At 61.7% G+C, this 25,492-nt stretch carries 25 protein-coding genes; 14 read left to right on the forward strand and 11 right to left on the reverse strand.

Annotation, left to right across the window (positions count from 1 at the left end):
* Positions 1-14: 14 nt before the first annotated feature.
* Positions 15-407 carry a tautomerase family protein gene (locus ACP7B3_RS02550; protein ID WP_369302935.1) on the reverse strand — a complete coding sequence of 131 codons (393 nt, stop codon included), beginning with the start codon at positions 405-407 and terminating at the stop codon, positions 15-17.
* A gap of 117 nt (positions 408-524) precedes the next feature.
* Here ACP7B3_RS02550 and ACP7B3_RS02555 point away from each other — a divergent pair, with 117 nt between their 5' ends.
* Positions 525-749 carry a helix-turn-helix domain-containing protein gene (locus tag ACP7B3_RS02555; RefSeq protein ID WP_426177645.1) on the forward strand — a complete coding sequence of 75 codons (225 nt, stop codon included), beginning with the start codon at positions 525-527 and terminating at the stop codon, positions 747-749.
* A 148-nt stretch (positions 750-897) separates the two neighbouring features.
* On the opposite strand, the gene treS is transcribed toward ACP7B3_RS02555, so the two are convergent.
* Entirely contained in the window at positions 898-2,964 is a 2,067-nt protein-coding gene (gene treS, locus ACP7B3_RS02560; protein WP_426177647.1) for a maltose alpha-D-glucosyltransferase, read from the reverse strand.
* Between the two features lie 257 nt (positions 2,965-3,221).
* The gene (locus ACP7B3_RS02565; RefSeq protein WP_242197960.1) at positions 3,222-3,992 is read right to left on the reverse strand and encodes an AraC family transcriptional regulator; all 771 of its coding nucleotides are present in this window, start codon (positions 3,990-3,992) and stop codon (positions 3,222-3,224) included.
* 176 nt (positions 3,993-4,168) lie between these two features.
* Between ACP7B3_RS02565 and ACP7B3_RS02570 the strand changes: the two genes are divergently transcribed.
* From ACP7B3_RS02570 to ACP7B3_RS02590, 5 genes are read left to right on the forward strand one after another with little or no spacing between them, the layout of a single operon-like run.
* Positions 4,169-5,794, forward strand: a complete 1,626-nt coding sequence (locus tag ACP7B3_RS02570; RefSeq protein ID WP_145160967.1) for an APC family permease — start codon at positions 4,169-4,171, stop codon at positions 5,792-5,794.
* 12 nt (positions 5,795-5,806) lie between these two features.
* The gene (locus ACP7B3_RS02575; protein ID WP_426177650.1) at positions 5,807-6,733 is read left to right on the forward strand and encodes a 4-hydroxyproline epimerase; all 927 of its coding nucleotides are present in this window, start codon (positions 5,807-5,809) and stop codon (positions 6,731-6,733) included.
* A 40-nt stretch (positions 6,734-6,773) separates the two neighbouring features.
* Positions 6,774-7,721, forward strand: coding sequence for a dihydrodipicolinate synthase family protein (locus ACP7B3_RS02580; RefSeq protein WP_426177652.1), 948 nt, complete (start codon positions 6,774-6,776; stop codon positions 7,719-7,721).
* Between the two features lie 60 nt (positions 7,722-7,781).
* Positions 7,782-9,353, forward strand: a complete 1,572-nt coding sequence (locus ACP7B3_RS02585) for an aldehyde dehydrogenase (NADP(+)) (RefSeq protein WP_426177654.1) — start codon at positions 7,782-7,784, stop codon at positions 9,351-9,353.
* A gap of 3 nt (positions 9,354-9,356) precedes the next feature.
* Complete coding sequence (locus ACP7B3_RS02590) at positions 9,357-10,616, forward strand: NAD(P)/FAD-dependent oxidoreductase (RefSeq protein ID WP_426177656.1); 1,260 nt, start codon at positions 9,357-9,359, stop codon at positions 10,614-10,616.
* A gap of 22 nt (positions 10,617-10,638) precedes the next feature.
* Here ACP7B3_RS02590 and ACP7B3_RS02595 read toward each other — a convergent pair whose 3' ends face one another.
* The 6 genes from ACP7B3_RS02595 to ACP7B3_RS02620 all read right to left on the reverse strand — a co-directional run bounded on the left by ACP7B3_RS02595 (position 10,639) and on the right by ACP7B3_RS02620 (position 16,002).
* Positions 10,639-11,553: an ADP-ribosylglycohydrolase family protein gene (locus ACP7B3_RS02595; RefSeq protein WP_426177658.1), complete on the reverse strand. Its 915-nt coding sequence runs from the start codon at positions 11,551-11,553 to the stop codon at positions 10,639-10,641.
* Between the two features lie 50 nt (positions 11,554-11,603).
* The gene (locus ACP7B3_RS02600; protein ID WP_145161234.1) at positions 11,604-12,587 is read right to left on the reverse strand and encodes a GlxA family transcriptional regulator; all 984 of its coding nucleotides are present in this window, start codon (positions 12,585-12,587) and stop codon (positions 11,604-11,606) included.
* 438 nt (positions 12,588-13,025) lie between these two features.
* Positions 13,026-13,634, reverse strand: coding sequence for a LysE family translocator (locus tag ACP7B3_RS02605; protein WP_242197974.1), 609 nt, complete (start codon positions 13,632-13,634; stop codon positions 13,026-13,028).
* Positions 13,635-14,038: 404 nt separating this feature from the next.
* Positions 14,039-14,503, reverse strand: coding sequence for a hypothetical protein (locus ACP7B3_RS02610; RefSeq protein WP_416365140.1), 465 nt, complete (start codon positions 14,501-14,503; stop codon positions 14,039-14,041).
* A gap of 234 nt (positions 14,504-14,737) precedes the next feature.
* Positions 14,738-15,259 (reverse strand): DUF1993 domain-containing protein, encoded by a 522-nt coding sequence (locus tag ACP7B3_RS02615; protein ID WP_145160983.1) that lies wholly within the window; start codon positions 15,257-15,259, stop codon positions 14,738-14,740.
* Positions 15,260-15,291: 32 nt separating this feature from the next.
* Positions 15,292-16,002 (reverse strand): CerR family C-terminal domain-containing protein, encoded by a 711-nt coding sequence (locus tag ACP7B3_RS02620; protein WP_145160985.1) that lies wholly within the window; start codon positions 16,000-16,002, stop codon positions 15,292-15,294.
* A 98-nt stretch (positions 16,003-16,100) separates the two neighbouring features.
* Between ACP7B3_RS02620 and ACP7B3_RS02625 the strand changes: the two genes are divergently transcribed.
* From ACP7B3_RS02625 to ACP7B3_RS02655, 7 genes are all read left to right on the forward strand, one after another.
* Positions 16,101-17,210 (forward strand): HlyD family secretion protein, encoded by a 1,110-nt coding sequence (locus ACP7B3_RS02625; protein ID WP_242197979.1) that lies wholly within the window; start codon positions 16,101-16,103, stop codon positions 17,208-17,210.
* Positions 17,203-18,768: a DHA2 family efflux MFS transporter permease subunit gene (locus ACP7B3_RS02630; RefSeq protein ID WP_416363414.1), complete on the forward strand. Its 1,566-nt coding sequence runs from the start codon at positions 17,203-17,205 to the stop codon at positions 18,766-18,768. The genes ACP7B3_RS02625 and ACP7B3_RS02630 overlap by 8 nt, the downstream gene beginning before the upstream one ends.
* Positions 18,765-20,186: an efflux transporter outer membrane subunit gene (locus tag ACP7B3_RS02635; protein WP_426177662.1), complete on the forward strand. Its 1,422-nt coding sequence runs from the start codon at positions 18,765-18,767 to the stop codon at positions 20,184-20,186. The genes ACP7B3_RS02630 and ACP7B3_RS02635 overlap by 4 nt, the downstream gene beginning before the upstream one ends.
* 63 nt (positions 20,187-20,249) lie before the next feature.
* Positions 20,250-21,155 (forward strand): transcriptional regulator GcvA, encoded by a 906-nt coding sequence (gene gcvA / locus ACP7B3_RS02640; protein ID WP_426177664.1) that lies wholly within the window; start codon positions 20,250-20,252, stop codon positions 21,153-21,155.
* Positions 21,156-21,229: 74 nt separating this feature from the next.
* Positions 21,230-22,057 carry an EamA family transporter gene (locus ACP7B3_RS02645; RefSeq protein WP_426177665.1) on the forward strand — a complete coding sequence of 276 codons (828 nt, stop codon included), beginning with the start codon at positions 21,230-21,232 and terminating at the stop codon, positions 22,055-22,057.
* 38 nt (positions 22,058-22,095) lie between these two features.
* The gene (locus ACP7B3_RS02650) at positions 22,096-22,857 is read left to right on the forward strand and encodes an SDR family oxidoreductase (RefSeq protein WP_426177667.1); all 762 of its coding nucleotides are present in this window, start codon (positions 22,096-22,098) and stop codon (positions 22,855-22,857) included.
* Between the two features lie 107 nt (positions 22,858-22,964).
* Entirely contained in the window at positions 22,965-23,222 is a 258-nt protein-coding gene (locus ACP7B3_RS02655) for a hypothetical protein (RefSeq protein WP_426177669.1), read from the forward strand.
* A gap of 29 nt (positions 23,223-23,251) precedes the next feature.
* Here ACP7B3_RS02655 and arr read toward each other — a convergent pair whose 3' ends face one another.
* The gene (arr, locus tag ACP7B3_RS02660) at positions 23,252-23,668 is read right to left on the reverse strand and encodes an NAD(+)--rifampin ADP-ribosyltransferase (protein WP_369302953.1); all 417 of its coding nucleotides are present in this window, start codon (positions 23,666-23,668) and stop codon (positions 23,252-23,254) included.
* Between the two features lie 636 nt (positions 23,669-24,304).
* On the opposite strand from arr, the gene ACP7B3_RS02665 reads away from it, so the two are divergent.
* A complete protein-coding gene (locus tag ACP7B3_RS02665) occupies positions 24,305-24,628 on the forward strand; it encodes a hypothetical protein (RefSeq protein WP_145161003.1) in 324 nt (107 codons plus the stop codon).
* Between the two features lie 182 nt (positions 24,629-24,810).
* On the opposite strand, the gene ACP7B3_RS02670 is transcribed toward ACP7B3_RS02665, so the two are convergent.
* On the reverse strand, positions 24,811-24,966 hold the full coding sequence (locus ACP7B3_RS02670) for a hypothetical protein (RefSeq protein WP_426177672.1): 156 nt from the start codon (positions 24,964-24,966) through the stop codon (positions 24,811-24,813).
* Positions 24,967-25,492: the final 526 nt, after the last annotated feature.

Raw genomic sequence — 25,492 nt, forward strand, 5'->3', positions numbered from 1 at the left:
TTTTTGTGCATGCGTCACTCGGTCGGCGCGTACTGCATTTCACCGTTACCAAACGACCAGTCTTCGCGCTTCACATCCACCAGGCTGATCCACACGTCTTCCTTGCGCAACCCGGTCCTGGCGTGAATGCCTTCGGCAATGAATGCGTAAAAAGCCTTTTTCACGTCAATGCTGCGCCCGGCGTTCCAGGTCACCTGGATAAACACAATCCTGGGCGTGTAGCTGATCCCCAGATAACCGGCCGCCGGGTACACCAGTTCATCCTTGGCATGACGGTTGATGATCTGGAATTTATCGTGCTCAGGCACGTTGGCAACGCTGGTCATCGCCGCGTACACCACCTCGCTGATGGCCGTCGCGGTGTCAGTAGAGGTGTCGGCGGCAAGGTCAATTCGGACTAAAGGCATGAACATATCCTTAACAGGGTGAGCGGCCATCCACACCGGCGGCCAGTGATACAACGCTAGTCGCCACCACAAGATTCATCAAGCGCATAATTTTCCAAAAGATGATGAGTATTTCGCATGCTGCTTCAAGACTTGAAGGCCTTCGTCACCGTGGTCGATAGCGCGTCACTGACCAAGGCAGCGCAAACCCTTTGCCTGACGCAGTCCGCGGTTTCTCGTCGCATTCAGCACTTGGAAGAAACCTTGGGCGAAGCATTGTCACGCACTGCAGTTCCAGCTCGAACAACGCCTGTTCCTCAGCGAACTGGATGCGGCCACGCTGATGCTGCCCGCCGCCAATAGCCCGCCCGCCTCGCTGCAAGCGCAACGGATCACCACACAAGTGCACACCACTGCTGGCCCAAGGCATTGCCGACGGCTTGCGCCAGCGAGACGCAGAGGATGCGGCGCTGCGCAAGGCTCACGCTCGAACGCCGCGTTAATGCGGCACTTAAACCATCGGCGAATGACTGACGACGCGCAGCGCCAGGCCCTCGTAGGCATCCAGCGTGATCGTAAATTCACCCTCGGCAGTGAGGTCGCCCTCAACCCGTTCATTGATGATGTCCACCACCGGCCCCGGCGCGATATTGGGCAGGTGCAGGGTTTCGGTGATCGCGCTGTTGCTAAAGTTGAGCGCGGTAATCTGCGTACCCTTCCCGGCCGGCAACTCGTGGACCATGATCAGCAAGCCGGGATGCTCGACGTCCGGCACCAGAATCTGCCGGCTGGCGGCAATGCCATAGGCACTGCGCACCGCGAGGATTTTTTGCAGCTGCGAGGCAAACGACTGCGGGTCCTGCAACTGCTGGTTAAGGCTGCCATACAAGGCTTTGGAGCGCGGCATTTGCCCCGCCGACAGCTCGGCGTCGGGGTTCAGGTCCACCAGGTCGTAAGCGCCGCGATGCACCCAACGGGTATCGCCGTCGGCCATCAAATGCGCGACTTCATCGGCCGCCAACGGCAGTGCGCCAACCAGGTCCCAACCCGACAAGGCAAACACCCCAGGCTGCATGGCGTTGTACATCACCAACAACAAATGGATCTGCCGGATCTGCTCGATATCGGCCGGCGTAATCGCCTCCAGGTCACGAATCCCCAGCGCTGCAGTGATGATGCTGGCGGTGGTGCAGGACACGCCATTGGTGACGAATTTGAGGTTGTACGGCGCATGTTCGCCGGTCAGGCGTTCGTACATCTGTTCGCGAATATGCTCACGCAAAATGTTGCCGGGGAAAGTCTGGCCCTGGTAGAGGTAATTGTCGTGGGCGTGCAAGGTCCAGAAATGCACCAGCTCCAGGGTCAGCTCATCGTGGTTCTGCAACGCATGAATCAGGGAGCCTGGGTCGATGCCCTGGCTGTGCATCTCGCGCAGCATCAGGCGCAGAAACTCGGTGTCGCCCATCAGCAACGCATGCTGATACGCAGGGCGCGTGATGAAGTCATAGGACAGGTCCGCGCCGCCGTGTGACATCGAGGCGATGTCATCCACCGTCAGGTTAAGCTCCTGAAAGCTGAACCCACCGGCCTTGCGAATCGCGCCGCCGAGCAACTGGTTGCCGGTAATCGACAGCGGATGGCTCTCCGACCAGGCACCGCCCTCGAGCTTGCGCTCCACCCCCAGAAAGCCGTTGGCATCCAGGCGCAGGATTTTGGCGCCCATCACGTCAATCGCATGCAGGGCGTCGCCGATGATCATTTGCTGCGCGGCGAACGAAGGGTCCAGCCAGTTCAGCGACGGCTGGCCTTCCTTGAAGTAATGCAGGTAGACCCAACGGCGCGGCTTGCCATCCACGCCGACCACCACAGGGGTAGCGCTCCAGTCGGTTTCCTTCACGCCGGGCTCAAAGAAGATCACCCGCTGCAACTGGCCGACGATGTAATGCTTGTCGCGCAGCGCATCCACCTGCACCGGGCTGAGGTTCTGCGCGTCCCGGCCTTCGGCGACCTCGGGCAACATCGGCCAGTCTTCTTCGCGGATTTCCACCATGTGGTAGAGCCCGGGATAGTCCTCATACGCCATCTCGGCCAGGCGAAAATCCGCGCCCTTGCCGGTGTGGGATGGGATCACGTCGTCGATGATCACCGCATTGTGCGCAGCGGCCATGCGCGTCAGCGCCTGCAGCTGCGCCTCGGTGCCCAGCTGCGGGTCGATTTCAAAACTGATGCGGTCAAAGTTGCCGTCGATGGTCGGTGTATGCCGCGTGCCAGAGAGCCCGCCGGATTTTTTCAGTGGGCCGTTGTGAATGCCCTGGATGCCGATCTTCGACAACGCGTGCCACAGGCTTTCATCTCCCAGCGCCTCCAGCACCGTGCCGTTTTCACGGGTCACGATCGAGGCCGGGTAGGCGGTAAACCACACCGACGACAAGGCTGAAGCATCACGCGGCCGGGTATGCGCATACGGCTGCTGCCACAATCGCCCTTGCCCCGAATAGAGCTTGGCGCGCTGGCGCGCCGCGTGCAGCATCGATTGCTCAACCAGCCAGTTCACATGATCGTTGTCCGCCGCCGTCATAAGCCCGTTACCTGTGTGCGTGAAAAAGTTATCTGTAAGCATAGGAGCCGCCACGGGTGCGATTCGTTGCATTGCAATTTGCACTGTCCGTGCAGCGCAGTTCGTAGGCGTTGAATCGCGCACTGGACTTGCCGGGCGCATGAGCAAAATCACGCGGCGTCATTTGTGGCCACCGGGAACCGCCATCAAGTCGCTCGCCGCGTGTGCGCTGGCAACAGCGCGGGCGCTGCTCGCGGCGAAGCTCAATGGCTCAGGTCTCACGCACGGCCTTGCGTCGCCTGCCGATACTGCCTCGGTGTAAACCCGGTCAACGCCCTGAACTGGCGCGTGAACGCGCTGTGGTCGGTGTAGCCGCATTGCAGCGCGACCTCGGTGATCGGCAGTTCGGTATGCAGCAGCCGGTGCGCGTGTTCCAGGCGCACTTTCTGGATCATCTGCCGTGGCGTGAGGTGGAAAACGCGTTTGCAGTAGCGCTCCAGCTGCGCCACGGAAATGCCGGCGATGCGCGTCAGTTCACCGAGGCTGACGCGCCGGTTGAAATGCGTGCGGATGTGCGCGTCGACAGCGGCCAGGCGCTGGTACGCCGGGTGCGTTTCGCTGGCTGACTGCAGATCTACGGAGATGCCCGCCAGGCCGATGATCTGGTTTTCATCGCTGTACAGCGGCCATTTGTGCGTCAGGCACCAGCCGGGTTCGCGCGTGCCATAGAGGTGCAGTTCCAGCTGGTCTTCAAGCACAAACCCCTGTTCCAGCACGCGCCGATCCTGTTCGGTATAGCCCGGCCCTAGTTGCGCGGGGAACACCTGCGCACTGGTCTTGCCCAGCAGCGGTTGCAACTGCTTGAGCCCGCAGCGCTGCACCAGCGTGTGGTTGGCGAGCACGTAACGCGCCTCGATGTCCTTGATAAAGATCGCGGCGTTGGGGATCACGTCGAGCATCGGCAACAGCTGCGCCACCCCGGCCAATAGCTGCTGCATGTCGTGGGGACGATTGGCCTGAAAAAGGCTCGCAAATGCGCTCGGCAGCATGAACTGGACTCCCCTGTTTTCGAGCAGATTGCCCCATGCCGAAGTGACTGTCGAGCGCGGCAAACTGTGCCGAATTCGTCATCCACACAGGCGCAAAACATCAATCGCCACGCCCTTGATGCGTTCAGGATAACGCCACTACCTGCCTATCCAATAACTCACAAGAAGGCGCCGCCATGTCTGCTCAAGGCAAGTTCAAGAAACAACTTTCACTGATGGACCTGACCTTTATCGGGCTGGGCGCCATCTTCGGTTCGGGCTGGCTGTTTGCGGCCAGTCACGTCTCGGCCATCGCCGGGCCGGCGGGGATTTTTTCCTGGCTGATCGGCGGTTTCGCCGTGCTGCTGCTGGGCATCGTCTATTGCGAACTCGGCGCCGCCCTGCCCCGTGCCGGTGGCGTGGTGCGTTACCCGGTGTATTCCCACGGCCCGCTGTTGGGCTACCTGATGGGCTTTATCACGCTGATTGCGTTTTCAAGCCTGGTGGCGATTGAAGTGGTCGCTTCGCGCCAATACGCCGCGGCCTGGTTTCCCGAACTGACCAAGGCCGGCTCCAGCGACCCCACCACCCTGGGCTGGCTGATGCAATTGGCGCTGTTGTGCCTGTTCTTTGTCCTTAACTACCGCAGTGTGAAGACCTTCGCCATCGCCAATAACCTGGTGAGCGTGTTCAAGTTCATCGTGCCGCTGCTGGTGATTGGCGTGCTGTTCACCTTCTTCAAACCGGCGAACTTCCAGGCCCAGGGTTTTGCCCCGTTCGGCCTGTCGGGCATCGAGATGGCGGTGTCGGCCGGCGGCGTGATTTTTGCCTATCTGGGCCTGACGCCGATCATCTCGGTGGCCAGTGAAGTGAAGAACCCGCAACGCACGATTCCGATCGCGTTGATCCTCTCCGTGCTGCTCTCGACGGCGATCTATGTGCTGCTGCAAACCGCGTTCCTCGGCGGCGTGCCGACCGAGATGCTCGCCAACGGTTGGGCGGGGATCAGCAAGGAACTCGCGCTGCCTTATCGCGATATCGCCCTGGCGCTGGGTGTGGGCTGGCTGGCGTACCTGGTGGTGGCGGACGCGGTGATCTCGCCCAGCGGCTGCGGCAATATCTACATGAATGCCACGCCGCGCGTGGTGTATGGCTGGGCGCAGACCGGCACGTTCTTCAAGATCTTCACGCGTATCGATGAGAAATCCGGCATCCCGCGCCCGGCGCTGTGGCTGACCTTTGGCCTGTCGGTGTTCTGGACCCTGCCGTTCCCCTCCTGGGAAGCGCTGATCAATGTAGTGTCGGCCGCGCTGATCCTAAGCTACGCCGTCGCCCCGGTGACCGTCGCCGCGCTGCGCCGCAATGCACCGGGCATGCCACGGCCGTTCCGGGTCAAGGGCATGGCGGTACTCGGCCCGCTGTCGTTCATTATCGCCGCGCTAATTGTGTACTGGTCTGGCTGGAGCACCGTGTCGTGGCTGCTCGGCCTGCAAATCCTGATGTTTGGGGTGTACCTGCTGTGCGCACGCTGGGTGCCGACCGCGCACCTGAACATCAAGCAGCAAGTGCGCTCATCGGCGTGGCTGATCGGCTTCTACGCGGTGACCCTCCTGCTCTCCAAACTTGGCAGTTTTGGTGGCCTCGGCGTGCTCAGCCACCCGTTTGACACGCTGATCGTCGCGGCCTGCGCCTTGGGCATTTATTACTGGGGCGCGGCCACCGGCGTGCCTGCCCACCTCGTGCGCCTGGAACACGAAGACGACGAAAGCGAAGTCGCCAACGAGCCCCGGCACAGCACGCTTTTGTCCCCGGCCACCCACTGAATGGAGCGTTTTATGAAACGGTTGCACGTGATCGACTCCCATACCGGCGGCGAACCCACGCGCCTGGTGCTGGACGGCTTTCCCACGCTGACAGGCAGCAGCATCGCCGAGCAACTGGAGAACCTGCGCACCGAGCACGACCTGTGGCGCCGCGCCTGCCTGCTGGAACCGCGCGGCAATGATGTGCTGGTCGGCGCGCTGTACTGCGAGCCGGTCACTCCGGGTGCAACGTGCGGGGTGATCTTCTTCAACAACACCGGCTACCTCGGCATGTGTGGCCACGGCACCATCGGGCTGGTCGCCTCGTTGCACCACTTGGGGCGCATCAAGCCCGGCGTTCACAGCATCGACACGCCGGTCGGCCCTGTAACGGCCACCCTGCACGAAGACGGCGCCGTGACCCTGCGCAATGTACCCGCCTATCGCCATCGTCACCACGTGGCGGTGGACGTGCCAGGCCATGGTGTGGTCCACGGCGACATTGCCTGGGGCGGCAACTGGTTTTTCCTGGTCTCGCAGCACGGGCAAACGCTTGAGATGGGCAACGTCGACGCCCTCACCGACTACACCTGGACGATGCTCAAGGCCTTGGAAAACCAAGGCATCCACGGCGCCGATGGCGCGCTGATCGACCATGTCGAACTGTTCGCAGACGACGCCAACGCCGACAGCCGCAATTTCGTGATGTGCCCCGGCAAAGCCTACGACCGCTCGCCGTGCGGCACCGGCACCAGCGCCAAGCTCGCGTGCCTGGCCGCCGACGGCAAGCTCGCGCCCGGCGCAACCTGGGTGCAAGCCAGCATCACCGGCAGCCAATTCGAAGGCCGCTATGAATGGGACGGCGAGCGCGTACGCCCGTTTATCACCGGCCGCGCCTACATGACCGCCGACAGCACCCTGCTGATCGACGCGCAGGACCCTTTCGCCTGGGGCATCTGAGCCCCGATTTTTTTACTGAACGCTGCAAGGAGTTAAAACAATGAGCGACAACATTTTCACCGGTTGCATCCCCGCGCTGATGACCCCGTGCACGCATGAGCGCACGCCGGACTTCGACGCCCTGGTGGCCAAGGGGCGCGAGCTGATCGATATCGGCATGAGCGCCGTGGTGTACTGCGGGTCCATGGGTGACTGGCCGTTGCTCACCGAGGCCCAGCGCCAGGAAGGTGTGGCGCGCTTGGTGGCTGCCGGTGTGCCGACCATTGTCGGCACGGGTGCGGTGAACAGCCGTGAGGCCGTGGCCCACGCAGCGCACGCGGCCAACGTCGGTGCCCATGGCCTGATGGTGATCCCGCGCGTGCTGTCACGCGGTGCGTCGGCCACCGCGCAAAAGGCGCACTTCGCGGCCATCCTCAACGCCGCGCCAAACCTGCCGGCGGTGATCTACAACAGCCCGTATTACGGTTTTGCCACCCGCGCCGGCCTGTTCTTCGAACTGCGCCGCGAACACCCCAACCTCATCGGTTTCAAGGAATTCGGCGGCGCTGCCGACCTGCGTTACGCGGCTGAAAACATCACCTCCCAGGACGATAACGTGACCCTGATGGTCGGCGTCGACACCCAGGTGGTGCACGGCTTCGTCAACTGCAACGCCACCGGCGCCATTACCGGCATCGGCAATGCGCTGCCACGCGAAGTGCTGCAACTGGTGGCCCTGAGCAAGCAAGCCGCCAAAGGTGACGCCAAGGCCCGGCGCCTGGCCCGCGAACTGGAAGCGGCGCTGGGCGTGCTGTCCTCCTTCGACGAAGGCTGCGACCTGGTGCTGTATTACAAGCATTTGATGGTGCTTAACGGTGACCAGGGTTACGCCCTGCACTTCAACGACACCGACGTGCTCAGTGATGCGCAGCGGCGTTATGCCGAGCACCAGTACGCGCTGTTCCGCCAGTGGTACGCCAACTGGTCGGCCGAACAGAACCTCGCCTGAGCCCTTGCGCGCCGCTGTGTTTCTCACAGCGGCCAACCCTCATTTTTCCAGGACGACCCCATGACTCTGACGGGCAAGATGCTGATCGGTCAGCAAGCAATTTCCGGCCATCGCGAAGCGATTCGGGCCATCAATCCCGCCACCGACGCGCCACTGGAACCGGCTTACGCCGGCGGCAGTCGTGAGCATGTCGAGCAGGCGTGCGCCCTGGCGTGGGCTGCGTTCGACACGTATCGCGAAACCTCGCTGGCCGAGCGCGCCAGCTTCCTGGACGTCATTGCCGACACTATCGAAGCGCTCGGCGATGAGTTGATTGAACGCGCCATGGCCGAAACGGGCCTGCCGCGCCCGCGCATCCAGGGCGAACGCGGCCGCACCTGCGCGCAGTTGCGTAGCTTTGCGCGCACCGTGCGCGCCGGTGAATGGCTGGGCGTGCGTGTCGACACCGCGCAGCCCGAGCGCCAGCCGTTGCCACGCCCAGACTTGCGTCAACGGCAGGTGCCACTGGGACCGGTGGCCGTGTTTGGCGCGAGCAATTTCCCCTTGGCGTTCTCGGTGGCGGGCGGTGATACCGCATCGGCCCTGGCGGCCGGCTGCCCGGTGGTCGTCAAGGCACACGGTGCCCATCCCGGCAGCAGTGAACTGGTCGGACGCGCGGTGGCCCAGGCGGTGAAGGCCTGTGGTTTGCCCGGCGGGGTGTTTTCACTGCTTTACGGCGCGGGCACGGACATCGGCATCGCGCTGGTCACCGACCCGCGCATCAAGGCCGTGGGCTTTACCGGTTCGCGCACCGCGGGTATCGCATTGACCCAGGCGGCGCAGGCGCGGCCGGAGCCGATCCCGGTGTACGCCGAGATGAGCTCGATCAACCCGGTGTATTTGTTTCCTGCCGCGTTGCAGGCACGTGGCGAAGCACTGGCGCAGGGGTTTGTCGCGTCGTTGACTCAGGGCGCCGGGCAATTTTGTACCAACCCTGGGTTGGTGATCGCCGTCGCAGGCAGCGCACTGGATGCTTTCATCGCCAGCGCAACGCAGTTGCTGCGCGGTTGCGCGGCCCAAACCATGCTGACGCCGGGTATTTTTCGCGCGTACCAAAGCGGCGTGAGTACGCTGGCCGAACATGCCCGGATTGCAGCAACAGGTCAGGCGGCCGACGGCCCCAACCAGGGGCAGGCGCACCTGTTCGTCGCCCCGGCCCACGACTTTTTGCGCAATCAGCACCTGCAAGCAGAAGTCTTCGGCGCCGCATCGCTGGTGGTGGTGTGCGCCAGCGAAGATGAAGTCCGCCAAGTCACGGAACACTTGGAAGGCCAACTGACTGCCACACTCCACCTGGACGATGCGGACGTGGCACGTGCCAAAGCCTTGCTGCCCGTGCTTGAACGCAAGGCCGGGCGCCTGCTGGTCAACGGCTGGCCCACGGGTGTAGAAGTGTGTGACGCCATGGTCCACGGCGGGCCCTTCCCTGCCACCTCGGACTCACGCAGCACCTCGGTGGGCACAGCGGCGATCCTGCGGTTTTTGCGCCCGGTGTGCTACCAGGACTTCCCCGATGGTTTGTTGCCTTGCGCGCTGCAACAGGGCAACCCGTTGCAGTTAAGGCGTTTGCTCGACGGTCAGAGAGAGGCCTAGGCCATGTCCGATTCCAACACTGCAGACACCGTCGTCATCGGCGCCGGGATCATCGGCGTGGCCTGCGCGTTGCAATTGTCGCGTCAAGGCCGGCGCGTGGTGGTCATCGACCCGCAGCAGCCCGGTATGGGCGCCTCCTATGGCAATGCCGGGCACTTGGCGACCGAGCAGGTGTTTCCGATTGCCGACGTGTCGATCCTCAAGCGCCTGCCGGCGATGCTGATGGACCCCATGGGCCCGCTGCGCCTGGACTGGAAATACCTGCCGCGCGCCCTGCCCTGGTTTGCGCGCCTGCTGCTGAACCTGCGCCCGGCGCGCTACCGGCGCACGGTGGCAGGTATTCGCGCGCTGAATGAAGCCAGCCTGGCGGCCTGGCAACGGTTGTTGCAGAGCATCGACCGGCCACAGTTGTTGCGCCCAGACGGTTCCTTGCTGGTGTTTGAGCGCGCCGCGTCAGCTGAGGCGATCGATGCATTGCGCCTGCGCATGCAGCAGCAGAACGTGGCGGTGGAATTCTGGCCAGGCGAGGCGATACGCCAGGTGGCGCCGCAACTGAGCGAGGCTATCCGAGGCGGCCTGTTTTTCCCCGGCACCGGGCACTTTATTGACCCGTACACCGTGGTCTGCGCACTGGTGAGCGCCGCCCAGGCCAGTGGCGTGCAGTTTGTGCAACAGCGCGTGCTGGATGGGCGGCTGGATGGCGCCGGCGTGTCGCTGATGACCGATCAAGGCGTCGTCGCCGCGCGCCAGGTGCTGATCGCCTGCGGTGCTCACTCGGCCAGACTCACCGCGGCACTCACGGGTAAAACAGTGCCGTTGGACACCGAGCGCGGCTATCACTTGATGCTGCCAAGGGAGCAGCACCGCCTGCCGTTTGCCGTCACCTCGTTTGAGCGCAAGTTCATCATGACGCCCATGACCGATGGCTTGCGCCTGGCCGGCACCGTCGAGTTCGCAGGGCTCGAGCGCCCGGCGAATATGCAGCGTGCCTGGCAATTGCACCGGCTGAGCCAAGGGTTGTTCCGTCAGGAACTGAACGCACAGGACGCGACCGCCTGGATGGGGTTTCGCCCTTCCCTGCCCGACTCATTGCCGATCATTGATCGGCTGTGCGACGGCAAGGTGCTGCTTGCGTTCGGGCACCAGCATTTGGGCTTGACGCAAGCAGCGGTGACGGCGGAGATCGTCGCGCAACTGGCCGCCGCACCCCCCTCGCTGTCCGGGCTGCCCACGCTTGCGCCCTATCGACTGGGGCGATTCTGAGCAACGCTGCCGGGTGCGGGCCTCAGTGGCCGGCCCTGGAGGCGTCCGATAAGGCATCCGCCATTTGTTGAATCTCCTCGCGCATCCATAATTTTTCCAGCCAGCCGGCGGGGATGCCTTGGACGCCATAATAGGCGCCCGCCAACTGGCCCACGATGGCAGCCGTGGTGTCCGCATCGTCACCCAGGTTTGCAGCGGCGAGCACGGCATCGGCAAAGCTGTCGGTGTGGTGGAAGCACCATAACGCGGCTTCCAGCGAGGCAACCGAATAGCCGGAACCGGCAATCTCGCCACGCGCCTTGTTACGGTATTCGCCGGCAGCGATAGCCAGCACTTTGGGCGCCGTCAGCGCACCGTCCGAGACGCACAACACCTCGTCTTTGGGCATGCCGCTCAAGGCTTTGCAAAGCGCCTGCGCGAGCACCACACAACACTCGATGGCCTCTGGAGCCGCGTGGGTTGTGCGTGAGCTGTCGATGGCAAAGGTGCGCACACGTTGCAGGTTCGGGAAAAAGAACAACACCACAGGCGCGAGGCGCATCATCGAGCCATTGCCGGCCGAATACGGGTGTGTAGAACCGGCAAATGGGTCGCCATGCTGTTGGAAAGCCGTCAAGGCCTCGCGCACGGTCATGCCGATATCAAAGCAGTCTCCCGTGGCACTCAAATAGCCCCATTGCCACCAGTTCAGGTAACGGCCCATCTGATCCTTCGCATCAAAGCCGCCCTTGCTCAGCAAGCTTTCGGCCAGGCACAGGGCCATCGATGTGTCGTCGGTCCACTGGCCAGGCTTCAGGCTGAACGGCCCGCCTCCGACCATGTCCGTCACGGCGGCAAATGTGCCTCGGGGCATGAACTCAACCGTGGTGCCGACCGCGTCGCCACAGGCCAGCCCAAGCAGGCTGCCACGGTAGCGGTCTGACAGTGTTATAGGCATCGGTACTCCTTGATAAAACGTCGTCCAGATAGAAATTCAACGCGCGCAGACTACTTGACCAGCCGCTTCTCCTTGGAGGGGCGATAGCCGAAATACGCGCTGTAACATTTGCTGAAATGGCTCGGCGAGACAAAACCGCACGCCACCAGCACGTCCACTTGGGACAGTTCGGTGTGCTGCAACAAGCGCCGCGCCTCGGTGACCCGCAGTTCCATGTAATAGCGCTGCGGCGTGGTGCCCAATTGTTCCTTGAACAGCCGCTCCAGCTGACGGCGTGAACGACCGGCGTAGACGGCCAACTGGTCGAGTTCCAGCGGTTCTTCAAGGTTGGCGTCCATCAGCTTCACCACTTCACGCAGCGGCGCACTGACGCAGACATTTTCCGTGGGTTTGATGCGTCGGTAACGCGACTCCTCGAACGCCAGAATGTCTTCAATGCCCTCGACCAGCGCCTTGCCGTGCAGGCCCTTGATCCAGTCCAGGGCCATGTGAAACGCGCCTGAGGGGCTGGAGGCCGTCAGGCGGTCACGGTCGATCACATAGGGCTCGCTGGTCACTTGGGCGGCCTTGGAGACCTCCGCCAGCGCCGGGCGATGTTCCGGGTGGATGGCGCAGCGATAGCCCTGCAGCAGTCCGGCGCGGCCGAGAAACCAGGCGCCGTTCCACAACCCGGCAAGGGCGACAGCCTGTTCGGCGGCGCTGCGTAACAGCTGGCTGAATTCGTCATCGGCCTTGAGTTCGGTACGAAAGCCGCCGCACACCACCAACAGGTCCAACTGCGGCAATGCCGACACGTCCAGGCGCGCATCGGGACGGATCACCAGGCCCAGGTCGCTGATCACCTCGCCGTCGCCGCAACCGAACGTACGGGTGGCAAACAGTTCGGGACGCAGCAGGTTGGCGGTGATCAGCGTGTCGAGGGTCTGGGTGAATGCGGGCAGGGAGAAGTGTTCGAGCAGCAGGAAGCCCACACGGGTAACCGGCGGCCGCTGCTGGGGGGAGTCATTCAGGTAGCGCAGGTTCTTGCCTTGCATGCCACCGCTGAATTGGCGTCTTTCCATCGAGGGTTGGCCCACGCTTATTGTTGATGCAGTGGGCGCTATCTTAGGGGCAAATGCAGGCGCTGTCCCTCGGCATTCCCCAGGCGTGGTGCCTGGGCGTGCGGTTGCCCCGGCGGCGCTGTTGAACGCCAGCCGAGTGCCTGATCTTTAGAAACCCGCCCGCCTTCCAGGCCAGCTGCCGGGCAGTTGCGGGGCCATCTGATACGGTTTTTTCTTTGCTATCTGCGTCTGTATCGAAAACGCCTCGAGGCGGACAATGGCGCCAACCCGACATTCCTGTCGCTCCCTTCCCTTCGGAGGCCTTATGACCAAGATGGCACTTTTCCTGTTCGGCTTTTTGGTGTTGACCATCGGCATCGGCTTGCTGGCGACCATCTCGCCCGTGTGAGTGCGTCACCGTCTCGAACTTTATCAACTCGCAAAGAGCATCGGGTACAGCGACACCACCAGCAGCCCGGCCATCGACACGTTGAACAGACGCAACCAACGCGGTTCACGCAGCACAGTGCGCAGGCCAGTGCCGCAAACCACCCAGACACACACGCTGGGCAAGTTGACCACCGCAAACACTAGGGCAATCACCAGCACGTTGGTCACATAGCCCTCGGCCGGCGTGTAGGTGGTGATCGCCCCTAACGCCATGATCCACGCCTTGGGATTGACCCATTGAAACGCCGCCGCCCCGAGGAAGGTCATGGGTTTGGCGTGTTCGTTTTCGCTCTCGGACATGCCGCCGGAGGTTGCAATCTTCCACGCCAGGTACAACAAGTAAGCCGCGCCCACATACCGCAACAGGGTGTAGGCCCACGGAAATACCTTGAACACTTCGCCCAGACCGAGCCCCACCGAAATCACCAACAGCATAAAGCCGATGCTGATTCCCAACGCGTGGGGCATCGACCGGCGAAACCCGAAGTTCACACCCGAGGCCAGCAGCATCGTGTTGTTGGGGCCAGGTGTGATCGAGGACACGAAGGCAAACAGCACGAAGGCTGAGAGCAGGCTGGTAGACATGAACATGGCGCGGCATCCAGACGGCGGTGGTTGCCTGCGACAGTAATCGGTTGCAGCCCTGGCTGCCCCGTACAGCTAGGGTCGGATCGAGGAATACACTTTGGCGTTGTCGAGAAACTCGCGGGGGATAGGTCCACCAGATCCACACGGCCACGCTGGCAAGTACGCCGACGATCACAAGCATCAAGGTTTCTCCGGCAGTGGCGAGTGGATTGCTTTCACTGACCGGTATAGTTGCTCACGCTGCTTGAATCTGCGCTGAACGCATCAAAAAAGGCCAAACGATGAGTGTCGGCACAGCGCCGTGATTGAGTTGCGGATATTGAGTGAGACTGACCGCCGGTCAGGCAGAAAACGGCCCCCACTGAAGCGCCGGGAACCGTTTTGGGCGTGGCTGACAACCTGCGGCCTCAGTTCTGCGGCCGTTGTTTGGTCGAATCCAGTTCGGCTTTTTTAGCGGTGGAAATTTCAGTGATCTGCGCAGACTTGGCGATGGCCATGTCAAACGTGTCCTGCATGGTGGCGATGGCATCGGTCGCCGTGCCCTTCAGCCCGCCATTGGCTGCCCAGTCGAAGTTCCACACGCCGGACAGGTTGTCGGCGCCGGCCACGTCGTGGGTTTCGATGGCGGTGAATACATCCGGGTGTTTTTCCATGTACTTGGCAGCGTCGGAAACGTTCGCTGGCACCTTGCCCGAGGCATTGCTGGCCAGTTGCGACAGCTCCTGCTTGGTGACGGCCGACTTGCCCGTCTGGCGCATGTAATCGGCAATGACCTTGCTGGACTTGGCAATGTTCAACTTGTCGTCGAAAGACGATGGCGAGGACTTTGGCGTGTTCGACCCGCCAGACGCGGGCGTTACGGTAGTAGACATCGGCGCTGCTCCCTCAATGGAACGAATGAAATCGTCGTGCTGACGATACCCCGATGCGGACGTTAGCATGGGCAAAGGGCCATTCCCCATGCTTCACAACATTTCACAACGGCTGGCCGATTTTCGCAGCATCTGGACGCAGGTCATCCGCAAAAAAGCGCGGCGGCAGACCACTCGCACAGCACGTGTCGACACTGCGCAGACCCCCAATCGCCGCCGCCCTTAGTGCTGCGTTCAGCCCTGACGCACATACGCAAACATGTGCGGCACATAGTCCGCTTTGCCCAGCGGCACGCCGTTATGGCGCAGGATGTTGTAGGCGGTCATCAGGTGAAAATAGAACTGCGGCGTGGCCCAATTGACGGCGTATTCGTTGCCGGTCATCTGGAAGGCGATACCACCGGGGAGTTCGATGGCGATGGATTCATCCGCCCGACGCTCAATCACGCTGCGATCAGCGCCGGCGAGCACTGCCAGCGTTTGGTCGATCAGTGCGAGCGCCTCAGCCATCGAAGTCGGCGCCTGCAGCGTCGACAGCGGCTGCCCGCTTAGCCGCTCAACCGCCTCGCGCGCCTGGGTGCAGGCGTAGCGAACCTGAGTCGCCAGGGGGTGCATGTCGGGTGCCAGGCGTGAATCGAGAAGAACTTGCGGGTCGAAAGCCAGCGCTGCAGCGTGAGCCTCACCTTTGGCGAGCAGGCCTTTGAGCGAGTTCAGCATCTGGGCGAAGCAGGGAATGGTAACGGTATAGAGCGACATCGTTGCGTCCTTGTCTGGGGTTGAACATCACATCACGTAGCGATCACGCCGCGTTGCTTGACCAGGCCTTCGAGGGTAAACCGGGCCTGCATCAGCACCACGTCGCGCACCAGTTCCATTTCCTTCTGGTTGACCTCGGCCCACTTCAACGCCTCAAGCAGCTTGGGTTTTTGCACCCGGAATGCCAGGCCCTGGGTGAACAGTGCCATCGAGTGAATCACGGTGCGCTCGTCCTCCACCGCAAAACCGGCCAGGCGCGCGATCAGTTGGCGGATAACCCGGCCAATGCGCGCCTTGAAGCGATCCTCAAAGGCGGTTGTCGCGCTTTCTGGACACAGGCCGGCCTGGTGGCGGTCAAGAAACGCACGCCAGGCGGTGGTTTGCGGGCTGTCCTGGATGGTGGAAACCACCGTACCGAGGATGCCCAGCGACACGTCGATCAGGGTTTTATCGTCCGAGGCCTCATCAGCCAACGCGCATTCGGCGGCCTCCACGCACGTCGCCATCTTGCGCCACAGCAGTGTGATCAAGTGCTCGACACACTCCAGATAGATGCCTTCCTTGCCGTCAAAATAATACTGAATCGCCGGGGCGTTGACGCCCGCGGCCGTGGCGATGTCGCGGGTCGACGCACCGTCGTAGCCGCGCTCGCCAAAGACCACGACCGCCGCGTCGACAATACGCGCGCGGGTTTCTTCACCACGCTGATAACCACCCTCGGCGGCAGGTTTATGTCGTGCCATGTGCAGCTCCTTTCGAATACCGGACCAAAATATACCAGTTGACAAAAATTCGCGAAAAATAGAATTTATTCCATCCGTTATAAATCTGGAGTGACCCGATGTCTGCTGCACCTCCCTCGCCTCAGGTCATTCCTGAAGACACCGTCAACCGTCAACGCGGCAAGGCTCGACGGATACTGCTGACCATCGCCACCGTCGCACTTGTGGGTGCTGTGGGTTGGGCTGCCTGGTGGTGGCTCACCGGACGTTTCATCCAGACCACCGACGACGCCTACCTGCAAGCCGACAGCATCAGTGTGGCGCCCAAGATCAATGGCTACGTGGCCCAAGTGCTGGTCAGCGACAACCAGGACGTAAAGCGCGGCGATGTGCTGGTGCGCCTGGATGCGCGCAAATACCAGGCCGTCAGCGATGAAGCCTCGGCAACCATTGCCGCGCGCACGGCCGACTACGCCAAGGCCCAGGCCGACCTGGTGCAGCAGGACTCGACCATCGCCGAAGCCCGCGCGCAGTTGCAAGGCGCCGAGGCCGATGCAAAACACGCACAGACCGAAGTCGCGCGCTACGCCCCGCTGGCGCGTTCAGGTGCCGAGCCCGAAGAGCGCCTGGCGCAGTTGAATAACCAATTGGCCCAGGCCCGCAGCACCGTGGCGGCCAAACAGGCTGCCTTGCGCTCCAGTCAGACCCGCTATGGCACGCTTGAAGCACAACTCAAACAAGCCCAGGCGCAACTCGGCGTGGCCAAGGCCAGCGAGGCGCAAAGCCAGCTGGACGTGGATGATGCAGTGATTCGCAGCCCGCTGGACGGGCGCGTGGCCGACCGCGGCGTGCGTGTCGGTCAGTACGTGCAGCCCGGCACTCGCTTGCTGACAGTGGTACCGATCAGCGCGATTTATCTGACCGCCAACTACAAGGAAACCCAGATCGGCGACATGCGTCCCGGCCAATCCGTCAGCGTGCACGTGGACGCGCTGCCAGGGCGTGATCTGCAAGGCCATATCGACAGCCTCTCCCCAGGCACCGGCGCGCAGTTCGCGCTGCTGCCGCCGTCGAATGCCACCGGCAACTTCACCAAAATCGTGCAACGCGTACCGGTGCGCATCTCGCTGGACATACCCGATGAGGTGCGCGCGGCGTTGATGCCTGGCCTGTCGGCAACCGTTGACGTCGACACCCGCACCCATGCCGCGGACGCCAATCATGGCTGAAGCGCTGATGGCCGAGGCCACAGAAAAACCGCGCAACGCCTCGCTGACCGACTGGATCGCCGTGGCTGCCGGCGCACTCGGCGCCCTGCTGGCGACGCTGGACGTGTCGATCACCAACTCGGCGCTGCCACAGATTCAAGGGCAAATCGGCGCGACCGGCACCGAAGGCACGTGGATCGCCACGGGCTATCTGATGTCGGAAATCGTCATGATCCCCCTCGCCGCCTGGCTGACCCGGGTGTTCGGCCTGCGCCGGTTCCTGATCGGCACGGCCTTGATGTTCACTGCGTTTTCGATGTTCTGTGGCCTGTCCTCAAGCCTCGGCGCCATGATCGCCGGGCGCATCGGCCAGGGGTTCGCCGGCGGCGCGATGATTCCCACCGCGCAAACCATCGTGCGCACGCGCCTGCCGCCGCACCAGTTGGCCATCGGCACCACGATGTTTGGCATGACCGTGATCCTCGGCCCCTTGCTCGGCCCTGTCATCGGCGGCTGGCTCACGGAAAACATCAACTGGCGCTGGTGCTTCTTTCTCAATCTGCCCATCAGCATCGCCCTGATCACGCTGCTGATCACCGGCCTGCCAAGCGAGCGCATGAACCTGCAACGCTTCATCAGTGCCGACTGGTTGGGCATCCTCGGCCTGGCCATGGGCCTGAGTTCGCTGACGGTGGTGCTTGAAGAAGGCCAGCGTGAGCATTGGTTCGACTCGCTGCTGATCACGTGGCTGAGCATCGCCACGGTGATCGGCTTTTTCCTGATTGCGGTCGGGCAGTTGCGCTCGAGTACGCCGATCGTGCGACTGCAACTGGTGCTGAACAAAAGCTTTGGCAGCGTGCTGTTGATCGGTACCGCCGTGGGCGCCGGGATTTATGGCACGGCGTATCTGGTGCCGCAGTTCCTGGGCATCCTCTCGGGCTACAACGCGCAGCAGTCCGGCGCGATCATGTTGCTGTCGGGCATACCGGCGTTTTTGCTGATGCCCATTTTGCCGCGCATGCTCGGCCGCTATGACCTTCGCTGGATGGTCGGTGCCGGCCTGTTGCTGTATTGGGCCAGCTGCTTTGTCGACACCCAACTCACCACCGAGAGTGTCGGGCACGACTTTGTCTGGTCGCAGCTGTTGCGTGGTTTTGGGCAGATTCTGGTGATGATGCCACTCAGCCAACTGTCGATGCGCTCGGTCGAGACCCGTGACGCCGGGGACGCCGCTGGGCTTTACAACATGTCGCGCAACCTGGGCGGCACCATCGGCCTGGCCCTGCTCGGCGTGCTGATGGACCGGCGCAGCCATTTTCATGACGACAGGCTGCGCGAAGGCATCCAGGCCAACAGCCAGTTGGCGCAGGACCACATGGCCAGCCACACCGCCAGCTACCTCGCGCAAACCGGCGATGCATCGACGGCGCAGGTGCAGGCGTTCGCACAACTGGCCAATGACATTGCGCAACAAGCCTCGGTGATGGCCTACAACGACTCGTTTTATGTACTGGGCCTCGCGATGCTGGCGTGCCTGCCCCTGATCTTCATCCTGAAAAAGCGCACGGTACAACGATGATTCCTCGCACCCTTCCCCTCTTGCTGACTGTCGGCCTGTTGTCGGCTTGCACCGTCGGCCCGGACTACCACGATGCCCCCGACGTCGCGCCAAAGACCCTGGCGGCCGGGCACCTGCCGCACGCTGACAGCGCATCGGCAAGCGCTCCCGGTGTCGCGCAGTGGTGGCGAACCCTGGGCGACGCGCAATTGAACCAGCTGGTGGAGCAAGCCCTGCAAAACAGCCCGGACATTGCCACGGCCCAGGCGCGCCTCAAGCAGTCCCGCGCAAGCCTCAGCGGCGCGCAAGCCAACGCGATGCCCAAGGTCACTGGGGATGCCGCGATGCTCAAACTGCGCTCCCCGGACACCTCCGCGCTGGGTGGCAACAATGGTGGTGGCCGCGGCCCGTTGAGCCTGTACCTCGCCGGTTTCGATGCCAGCTGGGAGGCCGACCTGTTTGGCGGCACACGCCGTGCAGTCGAAGCCGCCCAGGCAGAGGCCGACGCCTCCCAAGCCCAGCTGGCTGACGCCCAAGTGCAATTGGCTGCGGAAATAGTGCAGGCCTACACCGACCTGCGCGACCAGCAAGCACGCCTGGCATTGGTCGACGCCAGCGTCGGCATCGAAAACCAGGCCCTGGACCTCACCCAGCAACGGCGCGAACGCGGCGTGGCCTCGCAACTGCAACTGGAGCAGGTACTGACACAGGCCCAAAACACCCAGGCCCAACGCCTGCCGCTGCAAGCGGCCATCGTCGAATCGCTCGACCAGCTTGGCCTGCTCTGCGGTCTGGAACCCGGCGAGCTGGACAGCCAACTGGCCACCGCGCGGCCGCTGCCCGCTATCCCGGAGGCGGTGCCGGTCGCCGACCCGGCCGCGCTATTGAAGGCCCGCCCGGACATCCGCATCGCCGAACGCAAACTGGCATCGAGCAATGCCCAGATTGGCGAGAAGACCGCAGACTGGTTTCCCAAACTGAGCTTGATGGGTGACCTGTCGTTCTCGGCCGGTGACCCTGGGCACCTTGCACGCAAGGACAACGGCACCTGGTTGATCCTGCCTCGGATCACCTGGAACGCGCTGGATTTCGGCCGTGTTGCCGCCAGCGTCAAAGGGGCAGAGGCTGGACGTGACGAGGCCCTGGCCAACTATAAAAGCGTGGTGTTGAGTGCCTTGCGCGATGCCGACGTGGCGTTGGCGCGTTATGGGCACCAGCGCCAGAACGTGCTGCTGTTGCGCACGGTGGAATCTTCCGCAGTACGTGCAGCCGACCTGACGCGTCAGCGTTACCGTGCAGGTACCGCGAGTACGCTGGATTGGCTGGATGCGGAGCGCACGCGCTATCAGGCACAAGAAAGCCGGATCTCCGCGGACGCAGAGTTGCTGAAGGATTTTGCGTCGCTGCACAAGGCGCTGGGGCTGGGATGGACACGGTGAACAGTCGATTGGCGGCAAATCAACTACCATGAGCCTTCATTCATGGCTACCGGCTTGCATCCGATGAGAGACTTACCGCCCACCGCCACCTTGCGCGCCTTTGAGGTTGCCACACGGCATGCCACCTTCACCTCGGCGTCGCAGGAATTGCATGTCACCCAAAGCGCTGTCAGCCATCAGTTAAAACACCTCGAAGCGATTTGGGGTTTGGAGCTTTTTCAGCGCGGCAAGTCGTTGACGTTGACACCCGCCGGCGCCGCGCTAGCGCCGATCGTGCGTGAGTTTTTCATGAACCTGCAAGCCACCCTGTCTGACCTTCGGGAGCACAAAGGCCGGGTGCGCCTCAAGGTCAGTACCACTTACTCCTTTGCGCTCAAATGGCTGCTTCCCAGGTTGCCGAGTTTGTCGCAGCAGCACCCGGAAATTCTGATCACGCTGGAGACCAGCGACAAAGCCATCACCTTTTCCAGCATTGAATCTGACGTGGCGATCCGCCTGGGCAATGGCAATTATCCGGGCCTGCACTCGGAGTTTCTGCTCAGGGAACAGATTTTCCCCGTGGCCAGCCCCGATCTCCTGCACCGCTTTGGCATGCCACAAACGCCTGCGCAGTTATTGCGTTACCCATTGCTGACGCGCGACGGCGCAGACCTGGTGCCGAAGTGGGAGGCCTGGTTCCAGCATGTCGGCACGGGCATCGCGGCGCTCAAGGAAAGTGTGCGGTTTGCAGACACCAACATGACCATCGAGGCTGCGCTGCTGGGCCAGGGCGTCGCGCTTGCGCGCAGCGGGCATGTCGAAGCGCAGATCCGCGACGGCAGTTTGGTCAGGCTGTTTGATGTGCCGTTCGACTCCCCGGTGGCCTACTATTTTGTCTGCCCAAAAGGCATCGAATCGCAGCCCCACGTCGTCAGTTTTCGTCACTGGCTGATGGAAGCGTCACAGCAGGCTCAGCTGAGTTACCGCTAAAGCATGAACGTTTGCTCATGCCAGGATGAGGGGACTTCGCTTTAGTGCAGGCGCGCCGTTGCTTAGGATGGCGCATGCCTTTTCATATCGTTTTGCTCATTCTGTTCGCCGCCCTCCTGCACGCCAGCTGGAACGCGCTACTGCGTGGCGGCGCCGACAGGTTGTGGGCGATGACGGTGATGTGCCTGGCGGTGGCCACTGCCAGCGTGCTCATCGCGCCGTTCCTGGCGCCGCCCGCCCGGGCCAGTTGGTGCTACGCCGGGCTGTCGGCGGTACTGCATGTGGGCTATAACCTGTTTCTGGTACGCAGCTACAAGGTTGGCGACCTGGGGCAAACCTATCCGATTTCCCGCGGTTCCTCGCCTATCCTGATCGCCCTCAGCGCTGCTTTTTTTGTCGGGGAAACAGTCACCGGCGCTGCGCTGCTGGGCATTGCGCTGGTGTCTGGCGGCATCATTTCCCTGGCGTTCAATAAACGCAGGCTTGCCGTTCCCAGCCTGCCGTACGCATTGGGTACTGGGGTTTTTATTGCGGCTTACAGCGTGACCGACGGCATTGGCGCCCGGCTGTCTGGCGCGCCTTTGGCGTATACCGTGTGGATGTGCGCGTTGTGGGGCGTGTTGATGCCTCTGGTGTATATCGGTTTACGTGGGACGCGCAGTTTGTTCAGCTGGCGGCCCGGTGTCGCAACGGCTTTGGGCGGCGGACTGGTCTCGCTGCTGGCCTACGGGATCATCATCTACGCCATGTCCACTGCGCCCATGGGCGCGGTGTCTGCATTGCGCGAAACCAGCGTGTTGTTTGCCGCGCTGATCGGTTATTGGTTTCTCGGCGAGGCATTCACGCTGCGCAAGTTTCTGGCCTGCGCGGTGATTGCGCTCGGCACTGTACTTATCGGCTGAGGCCGTCCGTTGCTGTCACACAGTGAGGTTTACGCGTTATGAGCACCCTTCCCCAGGCCTCTGTCATCCTGATTACCGGTGGCAGCCGCGGCGTCGGTGCGGCCACCGCGCGACTGGCCGCCGCGCGCGGCTACGATGTCGCGATCAGCTACGTGTCCGACGAGGCCGCCGCCCTGGTCGTGGCGAATGACGTGAAAGCCGCCGGACGGCGAGCGCTGGCGGTCCGCGCCGATAGCGCAGAGCCGGAGCAGGTCGCGGCGTTATTCGCCGCGATTGACCGCGAGTTTGGCCGCATCGATGTGCTGGTCAACAACGCGGGCATACTCGGACCACAATCGCGCCTCGAAGACCTCGGCTTTGCACGCATGCAGCGCATCTTCGCGGTCAATGCCATCGGCCCGATGCTGTGCGCGCAACAAGCGGTCAAACGCATGTCCCATCGCCATAACGGCCGCGGCGGCGTTGTAATCAACGTATCCTCGGGCGCGGCCCGGCTCGGCAGTCCGAACGAATATATCGACTACGCTGCCTCAAAAGGCGCCCTGGAGACGTTCACCATCGGCTTCGCCAAAGAAGTTGCGCGAGACGGCATCCGCGTCAACTGCATCCGCCCCGGCCATATCTACACCGACATGCACGCCAGTGGCGGAGAGCCGGGTCGGGTGGATCGGGTCAAGGACTCAATCCCCATGGGCCGCGGCGGACAACCCGAAGAAGTTGCGCGGGCTATCCTGTGGCTGGCGAGCGATGAAGCGTCGTTCATTACCGGGACGTTTCTTGACGTCACCGGGGGCAAGTGAGGGCAGGACGCCCGGGATTTCATGAGGTATTTGGTAATTCCCAGACCTGGCTGAAAGAGGGATGGGGTGAATGGATTGGACTTCAACCAATGTCAGGTAGGTAGCAGATGGAAGAATTGATGCAGGGGCTCGATGGGCTCAGGACTGCGCAGCAAGAACTGTTTTATGACCTTGAAGATGCGGCGGCTGTTATCGGCTGGTCAGTGGTTGAACTGACGGCCATGGCCGGCACTGGCAGGACGCCGGACGAAGCGGTGGCGTTGATGAAAATATGCACGTTGCTGACAGCTCAGCAAGGGAAAATTGGCCTGTATGCAGATGAGGTCAAAGCGCAGCGTATCACCAGGTCCGAGGCCCAGGCTTAGTCGCTATTCAACGCGCAGGTACCGGTCCATCAGTCGAGGATGACATCGCCGCCCTCGGCCCTTAAACGGGCAAGATTGTCCTTCATTTGCTGCAACCGCTCTGGCGAATGCCCTTGCCATTGGGTCACTTCGGCAACGACCCGCAGTGGATCGCGGGAGCGATAGGACAGCGTCGGATTGCCGGGAAACTTCTTATCCGTGACGTTGGGATCGTCCACGATCGGGCCCGTGGGCTCTACGACATAAATGCGTTCGCGCTCATCGCCAAGTGCCAGTTCGGCCCCCCAGATAGCGGCGTCCAACGTGCCCGCAAAATAGACCCAGGACAGCGCACGCCCTTCGGTGAAATTGGACGGATAACCGACGCGGATCATGTCTCCCGGCTCGAGGTCAGCCCGAGTGCCGTGAAAGAACTGTCGCGTAAACATGCTGGCGGCGTTTGACATGGGCTCGCTACTCCAAGGATGCGTGGTGCCAGGCCCGCCCGTCTGCAGAGCAAGGCATGCCCTTCTTGTAACTGACAGTCAAACGCCTAAGCAACCTTACGAGGACAGTCCAGCCCCCTGCCGTCAGCCTTGCAATGCAGATAATCGCTCCACAGCCTGAACGCCCGTTGCTGCCTGGCAAATGCCGCCTGCCATTGTTCACCGCCAATTTGCTCAACGGGCGTCGCCATCATCTGCTCCGTTGCCAGGTCCAGTTCTTCTACGAGCTGGCGCCCGTTAGGCATATCCAAAATTAGAGATCGCATAGCTACCTGTCTTATTTGTTCTGTAGATCGACCTCTGTATCCCTTTGATAGTGCGTGGGTTCCGACGAACGGTTACATTTTCTTACAGGTTCAACTGCGAGGGTTCGCAGGCGATGACAGTGAGGGGGTCACCGGCGAGACACACAGACAAGCAATGGAGACGGAGAGACAAGAGATTTCTCTCTGGAACTTTTTGTAACATTTTATAATTGACGCTTGTTAACAGCCATCGCGAAACAGCAGCGCAGGTTTATCACTTGCGCTGTTATTTGACGATAGCTGAACCGCATAAGCGCTTAATTCACGTGTTATAGGCAAAAGGATAAGGAACATGTCACTGCACAAGTTATTTGCACTGGTCATCACTGTGGCATTGTTGGGCGGCTGCAATGCGCTCGCAGGCAAGACCAACATGTTGAGCGATGATGACGTGAAGTCGCAAAGCGCCGGCGCACTGGGCTACGCCCCTGCGGACCTGACTATTGTCAATCGTCAAACCCAGGGCACCAATACCTACGTATTGCTGAAAACCAACGATAACAAGCAATTCAACTGCATTATCAACGGCGGCAATATCTTGACCTTCGGCATGTCCAACCCACCCTCTTGCGCGAAAAAAGGCGAGCAGATAAAGAGCGGGCCGTTTGGGGGATAACTGTCACGCCAACGGCGAGGGCGTGATCAAATCTGCTTTCGCTGTCAGTCTTTTAATAGTGCAGCGTCGGTATAAATCGCGTTAATTTCTTCTGTAACTGAGAAAGGAACGGATCTATTTAGTTGAATAGAGCCGTTCCTTTTTTACTTTGAAAGTTGCCTCGTGTTGTCACCAGGTGACGGTTACTCAATGTCTTCGCGAATAACCGCGCCTGCGCGGCGCAATTCATCCAGATACGCCTCGGCGTTCGCAAGTAGCTGGGGCCTATACAGCCCGGCGGAAGACGGAAAACCGCCGTTGAGGCCCAGCACGGCTGACAGCGAAAGCACCACGCTCAAGCCGGTCGCCACCTGCAAGGGAATACCGGGCTATCGCTCGCGAAACCGCTCAAGGCTGAGCGCAGTCAATTTGAAGGCAATAAAAAACCCCGTAGACGTTAATCTACGGGGTTTCTAAGAGTGGAGGCCGAGGTCGGAATCGAACCGGCGTAGGCGGATTTGCAATCCACAACATTTTACTTATAAATCAGTAGGTTGAATCGATATTGATTCCGCAAAACCGCTATTTTCAATCGGGCGCAACCCAAGCAGGCCAAGCAGTCCGCGCTGAGTTGCGGAACTTACCTTGGACACCTCACTACCCCACCACACCCTTAATGTTTTGCACTGAAGGCCAGATCGATCTGGCTGAAAAACACAGATCCACCCTAGGAGCGTGCTCACCGTCGTCGGTTTTGAGGATCGCGATGCAAATTCAAGATGACTGCGGCCTGAAATTCAGTCGGCGCTCCAGTACTCGCACTCATCTGACAACTTACAGGGCGCACTCTAAAGAGCCTGAACTTTTGATTTGGAAACGCCTAAT

Origin of the sequence: Pseudomonas sp. TWRC1-2, assembly GCF_049896685.1 — a bacterium.
GTDB lineage: Bacteria > Pseudomonadota > Gammaproteobacteria > Pseudomonadales > Pseudomonadaceae > Aquipseudomonas.

Coding starts and splice junctions, on each gene's coding strand:
- ACP7B3_RS02550 (WP_369302935.1), bottom strand. CDS start 407: ATGCCTTTAGTCCGAATTGACCTTGCCGCCGACACCTCTACTGACACC.
- ACP7B3_RS02555 (WP_426177645.1), top strand. CDS start 525: ATGCTGCTTCAAGACTTGAAGGCCTTCGTCACCGTGGTCGATAGCGCG.
- treS (WP_426177647.1), bottom strand. CDS start 2,964: ATGACGGCGGCGGACAACGATCATGTGAACTGGCTGGTTGAGCAATCG.
- ACP7B3_RS02565 (WP_242197960.1), bottom strand. CDS start 3,992: ATGCTGCCGAGCGCATTTGCGAGCCTTTTTCAGGCCAATCGTCCCCAC.
- ACP7B3_RS02570 (WP_145160967.1), top strand. CDS start 4,169: ATGTCTGCTCAAGGCAAGTTCAAGAAACAACTTTCACTGATGGACCTG.
- ACP7B3_RS02575 (WP_426177650.1), top strand. CDS start 5,807: ATGAAACGGTTGCACGTGATCGACTCCCATACCGGCGGCGAACCCACG.
- ACP7B3_RS02580 (WP_426177652.1), top strand. CDS start 6,774: ATGAGCGACAACATTTTCACCGGTTGCATCCCCGCGCTGATGACCCCG.
- ACP7B3_RS02585 (WP_426177654.1), top strand. CDS start 7,782: ATGACTCTGACGGGCAAGATGCTGATCGGTCAGCAAGCAATTTCCGGC.
- ACP7B3_RS02590 (WP_426177656.1), top strand. CDS start 9,357: ATGTCCGATTCCAACACTGCAGACACCGTCGTCATCGGCGCCGGGATC.
- ACP7B3_RS02595 (WP_426177658.1), bottom strand. CDS start 11,553: ATGCCTATAACACTGTCAGACCGCTACCGTGGCAGCCTGCTTGGGCTG.
- ACP7B3_RS02600 (WP_145161234.1), bottom strand. CDS start 12,587: ATGCAAGGCAAGAACCTGCGCTACCTGAATGACTCCCCCCAGCAGCGG.
- ACP7B3_RS02605 (WP_242197974.1), bottom strand. CDS start 13,634: ATGTTCATGTCTACCAGCCTGCTCTCAGCCTTCGTGCTGTTTGCCTTC.
- ACP7B3_RS02610 (WP_416365140.1), bottom strand. CDS start 14,503: ATGTCTACTACCGTAACGCCCGCGTCTGGCGGGTCGAACACGCCAAAG.
- ACP7B3_RS02615 (WP_145160983.1), bottom strand. CDS start 15,259: ATGTCGCTCTATACCGTTACCATTCCCTGCTTCGCCCAGATGCTGAAC.
- ACP7B3_RS02620 (WP_145160985.1), bottom strand. CDS start 16,002: ATGGCACGACATAAACCTGCCGCCGAGGGTGGTTATCAGCGTGGTGAA.
- ACP7B3_RS02625 (WP_242197979.1), top strand. CDS start 16,101: ATGTCTGCTGCACCTCCCTCGCCTCAGGTCATTCCTGAAGACACCGTC.
- ACP7B3_RS02630 (WP_416363414.1), top strand. CDS start 17,203: ATGGCTGAAGCGCTGATGGCCGAGGCCACAGAAAAACCGCGCAACGCC.
- ACP7B3_RS02635 (WP_426177662.1), top strand. CDS start 18,765: ATGATTCCTCGCACCCTTCCCCTCTTGCTGACTGTCGGCCTGTTGTCG.
- gcvA (WP_426177664.1), top strand. CDS start 20,250: ATGAGAGACTTACCGCCCACCGCCACCTTGCGCGCCTTTGAGGTTGCC.
- ACP7B3_RS02645 (WP_426177665.1), top strand. CDS start 21,230: ATGCCTTTTCATATCGTTTTGCTCATTCTGTTCGCCGCCCTCCTGCAC.
- ACP7B3_RS02650 (WP_426177667.1), top strand. CDS start 22,096: ATGAGCACCCTTCCCCAGGCCTCTGTCATCCTGATTACCGGTGGCAGC.
- ACP7B3_RS02655 (WP_426177669.1), top strand. CDS start 22,965: ATGGAAGAATTGATGCAGGGGCTCGATGGGCTCAGGACTGCGCAGCAA.
- arr (WP_369302953.1), bottom strand. CDS start 23,668: ATGTCAAACGCCGCCAGCATGTTTACGCGACAGTTCTTTCACGGCACT.
- ACP7B3_RS02665 (WP_145161003.1), top strand. CDS start 24,305: ATGTCACTGCACAAGTTATTTGCACTGGTCATCACTGTGGCATTGTTG.